Annotated in this window: 16 protein-coding genes; 14 read left to right on the top strand and 2 right to left on the bottom strand. The window is 42.0% G+C overall.

All coding sequences use genetic code 11. The features are described from left to right. The first annotated feature begins 15 nt into the window (after positions 1-15). Together ACIQXN_RS03125 and ACIQXN_RS03120 are read left to right on the top strand one after the other, a co-directional pair. A complete protein-coding gene (locus tag ACIQXN_RS03125) occupies positions 16-825 on the top strand; it encodes a carbohydrate ABC transporter permease (RefSeq protein ID WP_402961636.1) in 810 nt (269 codons plus the stop codon). Positions 826-847: 22 nt separating this feature from the next. Next, positions 848-1,747 carry an aldo/keto reductase gene (locus tag ACIQXN_RS03120; RefSeq protein ID WP_402961634.1) on the top strand — a complete coding sequence of 300 codons (900 nt, stop codon included), beginning with the start codon at positions 848-850 and terminating at the stop codon, positions 1,745-1,747. 49 nt (positions 1,748-1,796) lie between these two features. Here ACIQXN_RS03120 and ACIQXN_RS03115 read toward each other — a convergent pair whose 3' ends face one another. Next, entirely contained in the window at positions 1,797-2,123 is a 327-nt protein-coding gene (locus ACIQXN_RS03115; RefSeq protein ID WP_402961632.1) for a hypothetical protein, read from the bottom strand. 288 nt (positions 2,124-2,411) lie between these two features. On the opposite strand from ACIQXN_RS03115, the gene ACIQXN_RS03110 reads away from it, so the two are divergent. The 4 genes from ACIQXN_RS03110 (at position 2,412) to ACIQXN_RS03095 (ending at position 5,279) form a co-directional block, all read left to right on the top strand. Further along, positions 2,412-3,185 carry an amino acid ABC transporter substrate-binding protein gene (locus ACIQXN_RS03110; RefSeq protein WP_402961630.1) on the top strand — a complete coding sequence of 258 codons (774 nt, stop codon included), beginning with the start codon at positions 2,412-2,414 and terminating at the stop codon, positions 3,183-3,185. A 70-nt stretch (positions 3,186-3,255) separates the two neighbouring features. Continuing rightward, the gene (locus ACIQXN_RS03105) at positions 3,256-3,915 is read left to right on the top strand and encodes an amino acid ABC transporter permease (RefSeq protein ID WP_402961628.1); all 660 of its coding nucleotides are present in this window, start codon (positions 3,256-3,258) and stop codon (positions 3,913-3,915) included. Positions 3,916-3,929: 14 nt separating this feature from the next. Continuing rightward, positions 3,930-4,676, top strand: coding sequence for an amino acid ABC transporter ATP-binding protein (locus tag ACIQXN_RS03100; protein WP_402957679.1), 747 nt, complete (start codon positions 3,930-3,932; stop codon positions 4,674-4,676). 144 nt (positions 4,677-4,820) lie between these two features. Next, complete coding sequence (locus tag ACIQXN_RS03095; RefSeq protein WP_402961626.1) at positions 4,821-5,279, top strand: VOC family protein; 459 nt, start codon at positions 4,821-4,823, stop codon at positions 5,277-5,279. Between the two features lie 255 nt (positions 5,280-5,534). On the opposite strand, the gene ACIQXN_RS03090 is transcribed toward ACIQXN_RS03095, so the two are convergent. Continuing rightward, complete coding sequence (locus ACIQXN_RS03090; protein WP_402961624.1) at positions 5,535-6,893, bottom strand: cytochrome P450; 1,359 nt, start codon at positions 6,891-6,893, stop codon at positions 5,535-5,537. Positions 6,894-7,264: 371 nt separating this feature from the next. On the opposite strand from ACIQXN_RS03090, the gene ACIQXN_RS03085 reads away from it, so the two are divergent. The 8 genes from ACIQXN_RS03085 to ACIQXN_RS03050 all read left to right on the top strand — a co-directional run bounded on the left by ACIQXN_RS03085 (position 7,265) and on the right by ACIQXN_RS03050 (position 14,957). Continuing rightward, positions 7,265-7,693, top strand: a complete 429-nt coding sequence (locus ACIQXN_RS03085) for a YwqH-like family protein (protein WP_402961622.1) — start codon at positions 7,265-7,267, stop codon at positions 7,691-7,693. Beyond that, positions 7,694-7,981, top strand: a complete 288-nt coding sequence (locus tag ACIQXN_RS03080; protein ID WP_402961620.1) for a YwqI/YxiC family protein — start codon at positions 7,694-7,696, stop codon at positions 7,979-7,981. Then, positions 7,978-9,942, top strand: a complete 1,965-nt coding sequence (locus ACIQXN_RS03075; RefSeq protein ID WP_402961618.1) for a T7SS effector LXG polymorphic toxin — start codon at positions 7,978-7,980, stop codon at positions 9,940-9,942. The genes ACIQXN_RS03080 and ACIQXN_RS03075 overlap by 4 nt, the downstream gene beginning before the upstream one ends. Positions 9,943-9,961: 19 nt before the next feature. Continuing rightward, positions 9,962-10,408, top strand: coding sequence for a DUF600 domain-containing protein (locus ACIQXN_RS03070; RefSeq protein WP_402961616.1), 447 nt, complete (start codon positions 9,962-9,964; stop codon positions 10,406-10,408). A gap of 229 nt (positions 10,409-10,637) precedes the next feature. Continuing rightward, on the top strand, positions 10,638-11,498 hold the full coding sequence (locus tag ACIQXN_RS03065) for a DNA/RNA non-specific endonuclease (protein WP_402961614.1): 861 nt from the start codon (positions 10,638-10,640) through the stop codon (positions 11,496-11,498). A 5-nt stretch (positions 11,499-11,503) separates the two neighbouring features. Continuing rightward, entirely contained in the window at positions 11,504-11,986 is a 483-nt protein-coding gene (locus tag ACIQXN_RS03060) for an antitoxin YezG family protein (protein WP_402961613.1), read from the top strand. Positions 11,987-12,256: 270 nt separating this feature from the next. After that, positions 12,257-12,700 (top strand): hypothetical protein, encoded by a 444-nt coding sequence (locus ACIQXN_RS03055; RefSeq protein ID WP_402961611.1) that lies wholly within the window; start codon positions 12,257-12,259, stop codon positions 12,698-12,700. Positions 12,701-13,328: 628 nt separating this feature from the next. After that, positions 13,329-14,957 carry a M4 family metallopeptidase gene (locus ACIQXN_RS03050; protein ID WP_402961609.1) on the top strand — a complete coding sequence of 543 codons (1,629 nt, stop codon included), beginning with the start codon at positions 13,329-13,331 and terminating at the stop codon, positions 14,955-14,957. Positions 14,958-15,220 lie beyond the last annotated feature (263 nt).

The raw sequence follows: 15,220 nt of genomic DNA, 5'->3' as shown, positions 1-15,220 counted from the left end.
GGGGAGACCACAGCTATGAAACTTTCAAAAACGGTACTGATGCTTCTCTATGCGTCATTGATCATCATTCCGGTCCTGACGATTCTCCTGTCGACGTTCAAGCCAATTTCTGAAATGTACAGCAATGTGCTGGGATTGCCGGAATCCTTTCAGTTCGATAATTATGTCAATGTGTTCATCGACCAGTCGATGGGAACCTACTTTAAGAACAGCTTGACCGTCACGTTGGTCTCCGTCATCCTGACCTTGTTCTTTGCCAGCCTGATTGCCTTTTCAATTGTGAGGATGGGTGGCTGGGCTGGTGGACTATTGTTCAGTTTCTTCGCACTCGGAATGATGGTCCCGGCCCAAACGAACATGATTCCGCTTTATCAGCTCATGTATGATTTAGGATTGACGAACAGCCTTGTCGGGTTGATGATTGTCAATATAGCGGTGACGATGCCAGTTGGGGTGTTCATCCTGACCGGATTCATGAAGTCCCTGCCGAAGACGATATTCGAGGCAGCCATCATGGACGGTGCCGGCAACTGGCAGATGTATACCCGCATTGTCTTGCCGCTATCCCTGCCGTCCTTATCGGCAACGGCCATCTTCCTGTTCGTGATGCACTGGAACGATCTCTTGTATCCGCTTCTGTTCATCACGCAAGACGAGTACAAGACCCTGCCGCTTGCCTTACTGGAATTCCAGGGTGAATACATGACGAATTATCCGCTTCTGTTTACGGGAGTCATCATTGCTTCAGCGCCAATGGTCATTATCTATGTATTTTTGCAAAAGTACTTCATCGCCGGCATGACGGCCGGAGCGGTGAAAGGTTAATAAATAGGAAGAGGTGTCGGTTATGGAACGAGTTACACTGCAAGAAGGATTGTCTTTTTCAAGGATCGTCCACGGGCACTGGAGGGCGGCGGACTGGAATAAGTCCACACAGGAATTCTTAACTCTGACCGAGCAATGTCTCGAGTTGGGAATCACTACCTTCGATAACGCGAATATTTACGGTGATTACACATGCGAAGGACTTTTCGGCAAGGTGCTGAAAGCGAAACCCGACCTTCGGGACCGAATGGAAATCGTGACGAAGTGCGGCATTAAGCTCGCCAATGGCAAAAATGACTTCTCGCTCAATCACTATGATTCAAGCAAGGAGCATATCATCGAATCGGCCGAGCGATCCTTAAAGGAACTGAACACGGACTATATTGATGTCCTCTTGTTGCACCGCCCGGATGTGCTCCTCGATCCCGATGAAGTAGCGGAAGCCTTTACACTTTTGAAAAAACAAGGGAAAGTCAAGCATTTTGGCGTATCCAACTATCTTCCATCACAGGTGAACATGCTTCAGGCATCCCTGGACATGCCGCTTGTGACGAACCAGGTAGAGCTTTCCGTCATGTACCGAGACAACTTCGAGAATGGTGTACTGGACCAGTGCATCGAGAAGAAGATGCCGCCAATGGCCTGGTCGCCGCTCAATCAGGGACTTGTCTTCACCAGTGAAACGGAAAAGGCAATCCGGGTGCGAAACGCCCTGAAGAAAACCGCAGCTGAAATCGGGGCGAACGATATTGACGAAGTCCTGTACGCATGGCTGATGAAGCATCCGGCTGGCATCATGCCAATCGTGGGATCTGGACGGATTGAACGCATTCAATCAGCGGTTAATAGCCTATCGCTTAAGCTCGACAGGCAGCAATGGTATGAAATTTGGGTCAGCTCTCGTGGCCGGGATGTGGATTGATGCAAAAGAAAGGCAGGCGCCTCAATCGGTGCCTGCCTTTTTATTATGGTTAAAATCTGGTCATCAAGAGCCATGTGCCGATGGCTACAACGACAATGGCGAGTAATAATAACCCGTAGCCGAGTGGAGCGGATTTAAACTGTTTAAGATTTCCTTTATATAAAGATATCTGGTTGATCGTTCCATCCGGGTCACGCTTGATGAATAAGGTCCTGTCCTCTTCCGATTCTTTCATATAGTATCTCAGATACTTCTTATCATCCGTCAACGTAACCTCTATGTCTTTGTAACCCAACGATTCTAGAAAAGAAAGGAGATACTGCTTATTATACGGCTTATTTTTAAATTCCTTCACGATTATTTCGCGTCTGTTCATGCTCACTCTTCTCCTATCTAGCTCAATCAAAGTAGGTATTGAATATCTACCCAAGAATAATAGTAAAACTCTTGTTGCCGTTTTTCCATACTTTTTGCAAGAAGTTTGAAATTTTGATTGTGAAGGTACAATGAAATCAGGCAGAAGTGGGGGAATGGTCTTGGTTTCGAGGTGGGACTAACATCCTAAAAAATTCCGTTGACAATCAGTTTTAGTGTGTGTTAACTTTAATACATTAGCAAGGTAAAGTGAAAAGAACAACAATCAGCCAAAGGTGGTTTTTTTGAAATGAAACGTTCGAGTATATTTCTTCTGACTATAGTAGCCATGTTTTCACTTCTTGCAGCCTGTTCCTCCAATGATGGGGAAAAAGAGGACAAGTTAGTGATTGGAATTGATGATAAATTTGCCCCGATGGGATTCCGTGACGAGGATAATGAAATTACTGGTTTTGACATCGATTATGCCAAAGCCGCCACTGAAAAAATGGGTGTAGAAGCTGAATTTCAACCAATTGACTGGAAAACGAAAGAATCCGAGTTAAGTAGTGGACGTATCGATCTTATCTGGAACGGGTACACCATTACGGATGAGCGTAAGGAAAAGGTCCTTTTCACAAAACCGTACTTGGAAAATGCACAGGTGGTCGTGACGCTTGAAGATTCCAAGTTGACTAAGCTTGATGATTTAAAAGGTAAAGTGGTCGGTCTTCAATCGCTTTCTTCCGCATCAGATGCATTGAATGCTAATCCGATTAAATCCGAGGTCAAGACGATCACGGAATACTCCGATAACGTCTTGGCCCTAAGTGACCTGAAGGCTGGCCGTTTGGATGCCGTCGTCATTGATGAAGTGGTCATTGATTATTATATGTCCAAAGAAGAAGCTACATTCAAGGTACTGGATGAATCACTTTCTCCGGAGCAATATGGAGTGGGTGTGAAAAAAGGGAATGAAGATCTTCTGAAAGACCTTCAAAAAGCACTGGATGAAATGAACGAAGATGGCACAGCTGCCAAAATCTCTGAAAAGTGGTTTGGCGAAAATAAGGTATTAAAATAAGAACGAACAAATATTAGGCAAACAGGATTTCCTTTTGGGAACCCTGTTTTGTTTTTGGGGGAATCGATTCATGTCTATAGATTATCTTACTTCCATTCTGAAGCCCATGCTGGAAGGGGCCCAAATAACGGTCCTCTTGTTTTTGATCGCCATTGTCGTTTCCATCCCACTGGGCTTTCTATTAACCCTACTGGTTAGAAGTAAATTCAAGCCTGTCGCCTGGCTTGCTGAGGCGTACATATACTTGATGCGCGGTACGCCGCTATTGCTACAATTGTTATTCATCTGCTTCGGATTGCCGATGATTCCCGTGATTGGCGAATACATGGTATTGGATCGTTTCGTCGCTGCTTGTTTAGGCTTCATCTTGAACTACGCAGCGTATTATGCCGAAATCTTCCGCGGCGGTCTGTTGGCTGTTGAGAAAGGTCAGTACGAAGCGGCTCAAGTGCTCGGTTTGAATAAATGGCAAACGATGAGAAAAATCATCCTGCCGCAAATGTTCCGTGTCGCACTTCCTGCGGTGTCGAACGAATCTGTCACACTGGTCAAGGATACCGCGTTGCTTTATGCCGTGGCTGTACCGGAATTGTTACACTTTGCCCAGACGGCGGTGAACCGTGACTTTACGATCGTTCCGTTCTTCTTGGCAGGAATCATTTATCTGTTGATTACACTCGTATTAACGATGTTCTTTAAATGGCTCGAAAAACGATACAAAATCGAATAGAAGGAGTGGTGAATGTGGCTATCCTTGAAGTGTCCAACCTCAAAAAGTCATATGGCAAGCTAGATGTACTAAAACGGATAACATTGGATGTGAATAAGAACGATGTAGTCGCCGTGATCGGTCCTTCGGGATCCGGGAAAAGCACGATGCTCCGCAGCCTCGTCCATCTTGAAGAAATAAATGGTGGCAGCATTGCTGTCTCCGGCGAATATATGGTGAAGGATGGGGTTTACTCGAATCCGAAAGAACTCAAGCAAATCACCTCCAAAATGGGGATGGTGTTCCAGCATTTCAACCTGTTCCCGCACTTAACGGTCAAAGAAAATCTTGAAATCGCTCCAAAAATGGCCAAAAAGGAATCTTATGACGTCATCCAGCAACGAAGCACCGAGTTATTGGGGAAAGTGGGGCTCTCGAATCGATCATCGGCACTTCCGGCCCAGCTTTCCGGTGGTCAAAAACAAAGGGTAGCGATTGCCCGGGCTCTGATGATGAATCCTGAAATCCTGCTGTTCGACGAACCGACTTCCGCCTTGGATCCGGAATTGACAGGCGAAGTGTTGAAAGTAATGAAGGACCTGGCTGAAGAGCACATGACGATGGTCGTCGTCACACACGAAATGGAATTCGCCAAAGAAGTGGCCAATCGGGTCATCTTCATGGACAATGGGGAAATCATCGAATCCGGACACCCGGACGACGTCTTGACGAATCCACAGCATGACCGGACTAAAGCATTCCTGAAACGTAGCTTTAAATAATTCAATAGGATCGATGAGGGGCGTTTCCAATGGGGAGCGCCTTTTTCATGAGCAATTTGTCCATCTTTCACATGCGAGTATGCAGGATTTCTTATTTTAGAGTCGAATGAAACACGGGACATACATAATAAGGAGCATTTGCCGATGATCAAAGGTTTATATGAAGCACATTTACCCGTTCGTGATTTGAATCGTTCCATTGAATTTTATAAAGGGCTAGGTTTGGAGTTAGATCATAAAGTTGAAGACAGCTTGGCATTTTTATGGATTGAAAAGGATAAAAGCTGGTTGGGGTTATGGGAAACCGAGAAGGTGGAAGTGGAGTACCATCCTTCCTTAAGGCATATCGCTTTTGAGGTATCCTTAGATGGATTAAAAGGATCGGTTGCTTGGTTGAAGAATAAGGGATTGGAGGCGAGGGAAGCCTTTGGGTTTGAGCCCATCGAACCTTTTGTGATGCCTCACAAAGATTATGCCCATGCCAAGATTCATTTCAATGACCCTGATGGAAACAGCTTGGAGTTTATTTGTAAGATGGAAAATCCCCATGGAATCACGAAGCAAATGTACCTAAGTGAATGGGAACAGCTGAATTTGAAGTAGAAGGTAGTAGATTTTTTACTACTATACTTTGGTGACGAAAATCATTTTCTGCGCATTTCTAAGTTTTATCTATGCGAAACGAACTTATATCTGCGGAATCTGTGATTTATCTCCTTTAATAGGACTTTTATCTGCGGATATCGGCAATATATCGATTTTTCGACAATAAACGATCAATCCGAAGAAAAAGGAGCAGTCCATACAAAAGGCTTGTCAACGACAATGGTATCCACTGTCGATGACAAGCCTAATTCCTTATCCATTATTCCTTTCCTCTACTATCATACGCAATCCACTCTTCGCCCTGAGTGTAAGCAAGGGCAGGGGTTTTACTTCATGATGGTCAGGTGCGAGCTTGATTCGATATTGCTGGGCAATGCAGGCTAGGACCAGCACGGCTTCCATCACAGCAAAATGATTGCCGATACACACTCTCGGGCCACCACCAAACGGAAAGTAAGCAAATGGAGGGATGGTCTTCAGATAGTTGTTTTCAAATCGCTCAGGAATGAAAGATTCGGGTTGGTCGAAATACTCTGGATTATGATGCATGACATAGGAACTTAACAAAAACATCTCGCCTTTTTTGAAATGGTAGTTTCCGATGGACACATCTTCTGCCGCTTTCCGTGATATGACGTAGAGTGGTGGATAGATGCGAAGCGATTCCCAGATAATATTCTGAGTGTATGGTAATTTCATGAAATCATCAGGAGTGGGGGTGCGGTTTCCGATTACGGTATCTATTTCATGGAAAAGCTTAGCTTCCACTTCAGGATTCTGCGATAGTAAGTAGAGTGTCCAGGAAAGTAAGGTAGCGGTCGTATCGTGGCCGGCAAGGAAGATCGTCATCACTTCATCGCGTACTTGCTGATCGGACATCCCTAAACTATCCACTTCATCTCGGGCCTCCATCAGGATTCCCAACATATCTTCATGGCTCTTTGTATCTTTCCTACGTCCTTCAATGATGCTATATATCACGGTATCCAGTCGTTCGAGCACCTTTTTATATTCCCGGTTGCTTTTTGTTGGAATCCATAGAGGCAATTGAAAGAGATTCCTCATTCTTTTAAGAACAACCTTCATCACTTCATCTATCGGCTCCCCAATCAGGTTATACCCATCCTTGAGTTCCGTGCTGAACATCGTCTTGCTGACTATACCAAGAGCAAGGCTCATCGTGTCCTCAGTGATGATTCTTTCTTCCCCGTTTTTCCAGGTTGAGATATATTCCTTGGTTAGATCAATCATATCTTGTGCGTAATTATTAATGTGGGTCTTTTTGAAAGATGGTTGAATGAGCCTTCTCTGGCGCATGTGAAAATCTTTATCACTCGTAATGAGCCCTTCGCCAATGAGCGGCTTTAAGCTATCGAAGTCTTTCGATTTCAAAAACGACTTTTGCTTGGTTACTAGGATCTGTTTGATTAAATCCGGTTCTGAAATCAGGAAAACATTTTGGAAAGGTCCCAAGCGAAAATTTGCAACTTCCCCATATTCTCTAGCTAACCGTGTAAGAAAACCGATTGTGTCTGATTGAAACTCCTTTGTATGACCTGTTATGAGTCTACCTTTCGGCCCAGTGGGAGAATCATGAAGATTTTTATCCATCAATGGTTACATCCCTTTCGATAAAAGTGTACGTGTAATCATTCTATGTAGATTGTGCAAATTGGTTTGGACAAGTTTTCAAGGAAGATGAAGAACTGCACAAGAAAAGGCTGCTTCCAGTGAATGATGTCCAGATAATAGATTACGAGAATGCAGCCCATATTCTCTTTTTGTGCATAAATGTTTAATATTGGAAAAGTTAGGGTAAAAAGACTGAACTACTTAAAGGAGTAAGTATGTCCAATTTCCTAACAAGGGAGATAAATAGCATACTTATCCCTATTTATCTCTCGGACTATATTCCTTATAATAAGAAAATATGAAAAATATGACAAATGGTAAAACAGATACCAAATGATGAGGTGATCCTTTTGGGACTTGTAGAAGTATTAAGCGATTATAGCTCGTCCTTTTCTAGTGGAATAGCTAATTTAGAGGAGCAAATTAGCCGATTGAAGCTGGCGAAAACACAGATCAACAATGAACAGGAAGCAAGCCTTGTAGAAATCAAAGAAATTAAAAAACCCGAGTTAGGAAAAAGTTGGACCGGAAATCGTGCAACGGATTTTAAAGAGTCAAGAAGTGGAGCATACAAGGTCATGTTGACAATCGTTCAGGATGAGTACGATGACTATCAAGTGAAAATTGAAGAGAAAATCATTTTCCTGGAGATTCAAAAAGCAACGTTGGAAGCAGCGGCTGCAGCTGCCCGAGAAGCGAGTGAGCTTTTGGCTAAAGGGGAAGCCTTCCTTGACCAAGTAGAAAATAAAGTATCCGATTTAAAGAAGTTGGTGTTGTAAATGACGACAATTAAACTGAAACATGCAGTTGTGACAAAGCAAGTAAGCCAGGTGAAAACGGCCGTGGATGGGACGGCAATTGGGGCACTGCCGGCCGACCAGCTCGGCAATAATGATCTGAACTTCACTTCGAAATGGGAAGAACGGGAGACCAATCTGGAAAAGACCTTCAATCAATACCTGACGATCGTCAAAAAGAATCTGGAAGACACCCAGGCGAACGTGGATTTACTGAAAGAGCAGGATGAAGCCATCACCCATACTGCACAGGGGTATCAGCCAATATGACCATCTTGGAAGCAAAGCCCCTGAAGTCGGCCGTCAAGTCACGGGCCAAGCAATATGAGGATCTCAAGGGGCAGGTAGAGACACTGAAAAAGGAATTTCAGGGAATCGTCGACTTTGATGAAGAATTGGCGGGAGCCGGGGCGACGGCCATCAAGAACTTTTACCGGGCACAGGTTACCGTGGCCAATGCCTGGATCGAATTATTCACGACACAGATTAGCTTTCTAAAAGGCATTCCGGCCATATTGGAAGAAGCGGACCTATCCGGTGAGACCGTGGTCGAGGTGCCGTTTTTAGAGGGGGAAGTGACCCACGGTCTCTCCAACGCCAAGTCCATGGTGAACCAGCAGGCGAACGATCTTCAGAAGATATTTCAGAACATTGATGATATTCTTCCGCTTACGGTGTTCAAACAAGATGATTTCCATGAGAAAATGGAAAAAGCTGAAAAGGAAAAGAATACGACCATCAAGAAAGTGAAGGAAGTTGACAGCAAGCTGGTCGAGGAATACGAAGTGAGCGAGGGTCAGGAAAAAGTGGCCATTGGCCTTGTACAGGCCCTCATTGAAGCCACCAGTCAGGACGGTACCATTTCCCCGATGAACTTCAACCAAAGCGCCTTTCAAGCGAGTGCTGCTTATCAAGTGAAGGACGAAGTGGCTGCCAACATGAAAGGCTACCGGGAATTCAAGAAACAAGAGGCAGAGGCGCGGAAACTCGAAAAGGAAATGAAAGAACTCGAAAACCGGTCAGCTTTAGAAAAAACCTTGGATACAACTAAAACACTTGCAGGAGAAATGACGGGATATTATGATTTCCTAAGAGCCACAACGGGCATCGATCCCGTCACGGGCCGCAAGCTTTCCAAAGCCGAACGAATCGCCGCAGCTGCGATGGCCGCGGCCGGTATCATCCCAGTATTCGGTTGGGGAGCAAAAGCTGCGAAAGCAGGTGTGGTCGCCTACAAAGCAACAAAGGGACTCAATGCTGCGGACCATGCATTGGATGCCTATAAATCGACAAAAGCCATGGCCATCCTCAAGCAAACCGAAACCGGCCTTTATGGACTAACCGCCGCCAACGGACTCGGCGAAGCCGTCACCGGCAAGGACATGTTTGGTAACGAACTCACAGACGAACAGCGCCAAACCAGCCTGATGACAGCCCTTGGCATCACCGGTATAGCCGGCGCAGCCAAGGCCGCAGACAAAATGGCAAGCGGAACGAAATTCATCCCCTACAGCAAAGAATATGTACAAAATAAAGTCCAGAAAGTCCAAGAATCGATTAAGGATATGGGCAAGGCCCTAGGGAAAGTGGAAGTGCCAACTGGAGTTAAGGTAAGGGAAGTAGCCGATACGACCGGAAATACTTATAAATCTATTGGATTGGATAAGACACCGTTAAAGGATCTTGCGCAGAAGATTACGGCGAAGGGTGAGGGTAGTAAGGGTGCTAGTAAAGGTAGTTCTGGAGTAAGTGAAGTCAAAAAAATTGTGGACAAAGGGCAACAGTTTACGAATGGTAGAAAAAATAGGTTGAAGCCTGATATCAGGTATAAAACAGGAGAGTATGATTACTTTTATGAAACAGATAATGTAGGTAGGATTTCAAAGTTTGAAACAGAAAATTTACAATTAACAGAGAGAAAAGATAGATTGTCACACAGCAAAAATACACCAGGTAAAGTGAAAGGTCAGGACCATGCAGGGCATTTGGCAGGTGATAGGTTTGGAGGCTCACCTAAAATTGATAATTTGGTTTCGCAATTATCTGATGTTAATTTGAAGCAATATAAGAAGATTGAAGATATGTGGGCTGCGGCTTTAAAGGAAATACCTCCCAAAAAAGTAACAGTTGATGTTGAAATAATTTACTCTAGTAACGATATGCGTCCAGATAGATTTAAAGTTAGATATACTATTGATGGTGAATTTGGTTCTGAAAGTTTTAAAAATTAATCAAAGGAGGGAAAATAATATGAAAGAATTTGAAGATAAATTTAGTGAATTGCAAGCAGATATGATATCCATATGTATGGAATATGTTGAAGATAGAGCTGATAAAGTATATGTTTATGCTTCATGTGAAGAAGGAGTTATTGCGAGCAGGTTCTTTTATTTGATTAACAATAAATACGTAAAGTCTCATAAATTAAATGATGCAGTGGAGATTGGGGAGGAAAGGTACGATGTGTCTGCCGAACGAGGGTTTATGGTATTAGATATAATAAATGATAATATTGAAAAAATCCAAGTATTGTGCAAAGAATACGAAAGAGACATGCCAACTGAGATGAAATTAATATATGATGTTAAGAGTAGAAACTTCAAAGCAGAATACAAGTATGATTTAGTTTATACGCACGATGAGATTAAAACGGCCACTCATATTTTTAATGAGTGGTTTGAGGAGATTTCCAATTAATATGCTCGATTTTGGAATATATCAAGGAGTAGTGAATATCAAATGAACTTAAAGCACTTGATTGTCATTAGACAACAGGTGTTTTTTGTTTACTAGGCGTTATAAGTATAGACAACATGAATGGTTGCTTTTTTTGAATCAAAATCTCATGAAGGTGTACCATTATAGAATTGGTTTAATTAGGTAGTATTAAAAAACAATTATAGGCGATGCCATCACCGGCAAGGACATGTTTGGCAACGAACTCACGGAAGAACAGCGCCAAACCAGCCTGATGACCGCACTTGGCATCACCGGTATAGCCGGAGCAGCCAAGGCCGTAGACAAAATGGCAAACGGGACAAAACTCATCCCCTACAGCAAGGAATATGTACAAAACCAAGTCCAGAAAGCCCAAGACTCGATCAAGGATATGGGCAAGGCCATCGGGAAAGTGGAAGTGCCAACTGGCGTTAAGGTTAGGACAGTAGCCGATACGACTGGAAATACTTATAAAGCTATTAGATTGGATAAGACGCCGATAAAGGATCTTGCGCAGAAGATTACGGCGAAGGGTGAAGGAAGTAAGGGGTCGTTACTACCTGTTAAAGGACCCCAAGAAATTATAAAAGTGAAATATGGACAGCATTATACAAGAGATAAAATGAAGAAAGTACTAAAACCGAATATTGAATATACATCACCTGGAGGTCACGTATATAAAACGGACGAAAAAGGACGGATATCAAGTGTCGAAGGTTCGCTTGACTTAGGCAGTGGTAAACGTAATAAGTATGCGCAACGCATTGCTGGAAGAGAAGATCGTTTACCTGATGATCAAGGGGGACACTTGATTGCTAGTATATTCAAAGGATCAGGACAACTAGATAACCTTGTCCCTATGAATGCAAATCTAAATATGGGAGAATGGAAGAAGCTTGAAAGTTCTTGGGCTAAAGCTTTAGATAGTAATCCTCCGAAAACAGTTGAGGTAAAAATATATCCGGTGTATGAAGGGAATTCTATTCGACCTACAAGTTTTGATATTGAGTATAAAGTGGATAATGGTCGTTGGGAGATCAGGGAATTTGAAAATAAACCAGGGGGATAATAGAATTGAATGAAGATAAATTAAATGAGTTTTATCAAAAACTAGCTAAAACTATAAATGAGATTATTCCAGAAGAATGGTCAAAAGTATTTTTATATGGAGAAATAGGTGAAGGTACAGGGACAGCGTTCTTTTTTTATAGTACTCATAATAATGAGCAGCTAATATATAGCCACGATATACCGGAAATATATAGCATTAGTAGGTTGGAATATAGAGATATGTGGAGAAAATTAATAAAATGCTTAAAAGAGTTATCGGAAGAATTTAAAAATAATAATCAAGAACTATGGACCAATTTAACATTTACTCTAGAGAGTACCGGGAAGTTTAAAATTGACTATGATTATGAAGATTTATCTGAAGCAGATGATCATGAAAGAAGAATCATTTGGGAATATAATCGTTTGAATCTTTTACCTGAGTCTGAATATGATAAGAGTATTTTAGAAGAATATCTAAAAAAGAAAAGTGAAGATGTAGAGTAATGCTTTTCAATAATTAGGTTATATATGAGACTGTTCCAAGGGGAAAATAAGTAGGAATTGAATAAATAATCAAGGGCAGAAACGTTGTTTTTTTAACAGCATTTCTGCCCTTTAATTTTGGGGTTAATTTACTTTGATAAGTACTTATGAGACAGCACCTTTTTAAATGGAAATGAAATATATGAAATTAAATATTTTTTAAAGCAAAAGAAGAATGCGGCCTCTACCGGTTTCAGCTGATTAAAGGGAATCAACGCTGCGGACCATGCATTGGATGCCTATAAATCGACAAAAGCCATGGACATCCTCAAGCAAACCGAAACCGGCCTCTATGGACTAACCGCCGCCAACGGACTCGGCGAAGCCGTCACCGGCAAGGACATGTTTGGCAACGAACTCACAGAAGAACAGCGCCAAACCAGCCTGATGACCGCCCTCGGCATCACCGGTATAGCAGGCGCAGCCAAGGCCGCAGACAAAATGGCAAGCGGAACGAAGTTCATCCCCTACAGCAAAGAATATGTACATAATAAAGTCCAGAAAGCTAAAAGGTCAATCAAGGATATGGGCAAGGCCATCGGGAAAGTGGAAGTGCCAACAGGAGTGAAGGTTAGGACAGTAGCCGATACAACTGGAAATACTTATAAAGCTATTGGATTGGATAAGACACCGATAAAGGATCTTGCGCAGAAGATTACGGCGAAGATGTATTGAGGATTATTTTTTAGAATTCAAGCACTTGTTTGTCTTAGTTGGAAACAGGTGTTTTTGTTATGTGTGGAAAATCGTTAAATTTAGGAAACATTGGACTATGCTTCGTGAAATTCATAGCTCATGAAGGTAGTCCCATGATTCTGAATGAGGTTCGTTTAATCGATTAGATGAGTTGATTACTAGTTTAAGATTACAAAAATAATATACTATAAAAATTTTATAAGAACCATTCGTTACGGTGTTTATGTACTTTAAAAATACAATTTAATGTACGGGTTTCTCAAAAAGGGAAGTTAAACTGAATACATAGAGAGGCAGAGAGGTTGGTTTAACAACATTTCTGCCTCTTTGATTTATTCGAAATAAGACTGAGGGGACAACACCATTAGTACTCTGAACACACTAAAAATGAATACAACCAAAACGTTAACATTCATATACACAAAAATATTGACACTATCTATTATAACAATATAACTAAAAGAATATTCAAGCTCAAAAAATATTATTAGAGTTCAATTAAACTGAGAATTATTTAATAAAACTGGAAAAATTTAAGTTTTTTGAATTTTCATAATTAATAATTTTATATTACATTGATTTTATTACATTAAAGGAGTTGGGTTATATGAAAGGTAAAATTGTTACAGGCATTGTGTTATCACTTGGGTTGATGGTCTCCGTTCTTCCGCAATCTGAGACATGGGCTGCTTCTAAGAATGTATTGAGCTCAGAGAAATACAATAAAGAAAAGGATTCTATTGAATTCAAGTCAGGAAATCTGACTTCTCCATCAAGCGAAGCACCTGAAACAATTTTATATAACTTCTTAGATAAAAATAAACAATCTTATAAACTTGGCAGTAAGAAAGCGAAGGATTCTTTCAAAGTACTGAAAAAAAGCAAGGACGAGTTTGGAAATACAGTGCTTAAGCTTCAGCAAACATTTGAGGGTGTCCCTGTTTTTGGATCCACACAGGCGGTTGTCCTGAAAGATGATGGTGTTTTGAATGTAGTGTCCGGTACAGTTGTATCTGATCTTGACACAAAGCTTGATAAAAAAGACAAAAAAGGCATGAAGGCTTCACAAGCGGTCGAAATAGCTGAAAGCGACCTAGGCTTCACTATAAAATATGAGCAAAAGCCAGATACTGAATTGGTAGTGTTTACAGAAGATGATAACGCTGAATTCGCCTATAAAGTGAATTTAAACTTTTTGGACCCAGAACCAGGAAACTACTATTACTTTATCTCAGTGAAAACAGGGGAAATCCTAAATAAATATAATACCCTGGATGAAGTCTCCGGCACAAACTCTGTTGGAACAGGTACAGGAGTTCTTAAAAATACGGTCTCACTTAATACAACTCTATCAAGCGGAAAATACTATTTACAGGATAATACGAGAGGCAAAGGTATTTTTACATACAATGCAAACAACTCATCAAGCTTACCGGGAACTCTATGGTCCGATGCGGACAACGTATTCAGCGCAACCAGTGATGCTCCTGCGGTAGATGCCCACTATTATGCTGGCAACACATATGATTATTATAAATCTACTTTCAATAGAAACTCTTATGATGACAACGGCTCAGCGTTAAAATCAACCGTCCATTATGGAAGAAATTATAATAATGCTTTCTGGAACGGCTCACAAATGGTATACGGAGACGGAGACGGCTCTACTTTCATCCCTCTATCAGGCGGATTGGATGTTGTCGCCCATGAATTAACACATGCTGTGACGTCATCTGAGTCCAATCTGGTTTATCAGGGAGAATCAGGTGCACTAAATGAAGCGATTTCTGATATCTTCGGAACAGTCGTGGAATATAAATATCAGCCATCCAAAGCGGATTATCTAATTGGTGAAGATATTTACACACCTAGCGTATCAGGCGATGCCCTTCGTTCGATGTCCAATCCGACTGCTTCCGGCGATCCAGATTACTATCCAAACCGTTACACAGGCACAGCGGATAATGGCGGTGTCCATACCAATAGCGGAATCATTAATAAAGCGGCCTACCTGATAGCGGCTGGCGGCACGTTCCATGGTGTGACAGTTAATGGAGTCGGCATTGATAAATTAGGAGCCATTTTCTATCGTACCAACACGGTTTATCTGACGTCATCTGCCACTTTCTCACAAGCAAAAGCTGCAGCAATACAAGCGGCTGTTGACCTTTATGGATCAAATAGTGCAGAAAAGACAGCCGTAACAAATGCTTTCACAGCAGTAGGAATCAATTAATCAAACCTGATACAGTTAGATAGGAAGGGGGTGTCCCAAAAGCCAGGTTAATGGCTTTAGGGGCAACCCCTTTTTATATAATTGGCTTGAGTCAGTTCTTTCCATGAAACAATTAAAGTCCAGAAAGCTAAAGGTCGATCAAGGATATAGGCAAGGCTATCGGTAAAGTGGAAGTGCCAATAGGAGTTAAGGTTAGGGAAGTAGCGGATACAACTGGAAATACTTAAGGTGTGGATAAGACACCGTTAAAGGATCTTGCTCAG

It is taken from the genome of Peribacillus sp. NPDC097295, assembly GCF_044761665.1.
In the GTDB taxonomy this organism is placed as follows: Bacteria; Bacillota; Bacilli; order Bacillales; family DSM-1321; genus Peribacillus.
The sequence above is the reverse complement of the archived record's forward strand: the minus strand, read 5'-3'. Positions and strand labels throughout refer to the sequence as shown.

Bases quoted from the DNA above. Each gene is read 5' to 3' on its own strand.
- ACIQXN_RS03110 (WP_402961630.1), top strand. From the start codon at position 2,412: ATGAAACGTTCGAGTATATTTCTTCTGACTATAGTAGCCATGTTTTCA.
- ACIQXN_RS03070 (WP_402961616.1), top strand. From the start codon at position 9,962: ATGAAAGAATTTGAAGATAAATTTAGTGAATTGCAAGCAGATATGATA.
- ACIQXN_RS03080 (WP_402961620.1), top strand. From the start codon at position 7,694: ATGACGACAATTAAACTGAAACATGCAGTTGTGACAAAGCAAGTAAGC.
- ACIQXN_RS03105 (WP_402961628.1), top strand. From the start codon at position 3,256: ATGTCTATAGATTATCTTACTTCCATTCTGAAGCCCATGCTGGAAGGG.
- ACIQXN_RS03050 (WP_402961609.1), top strand. From the start codon at position 13,329: ATGAAAGGTAAAATTGTTACAGGCATTGTGTTATCACTTGGGTTGATG.
- ACIQXN_RS03120 (WP_402961634.1), top strand. From the start codon at position 848: ATGGAACGAGTTACACTGCAAGAAGGATTGTCTTTTTCAAGGATCGTC.
- ACIQXN_RS03065 (WP_402961614.1), top strand. From the start codon at position 10,638: ATGTTTGGCAACGAACTCACGGAAGAACAGCGCCAAACCAGCCTGATG.
- ACIQXN_RS03125 (WP_402961636.1), top strand. From the start codon at position 16: ATGAAACTTTCAAAAACGGTACTGATGCTTCTCTATGCGTCATTGATC.
- ACIQXN_RS03090 (WP_402961624.1), bottom strand. From the start codon at position 6,893: ATGGATAAAAATCTTCATGATTCTCCCACTGGGCCGAAAGGTAGACTC.
- ACIQXN_RS03095 (WP_402961626.1), top strand. From the start codon at position 4,821: ATGATCAAAGGTTTATATGAAGCACATTTACCCGTTCGTGATTTGAAT.
- ACIQXN_RS03115 (WP_402961632.1), bottom strand. From the start codon at position 2,123: ATGAACAGACGCGAAATAATCGTGAAGGAATTTAAAAATAAGCCGTAT.
- ACIQXN_RS03075 (WP_402961618.1), top strand. From the start codon at position 7,978: ATGACCATCTTGGAAGCAAAGCCCCTGAAGTCGGCCGTCAAGTCACGG.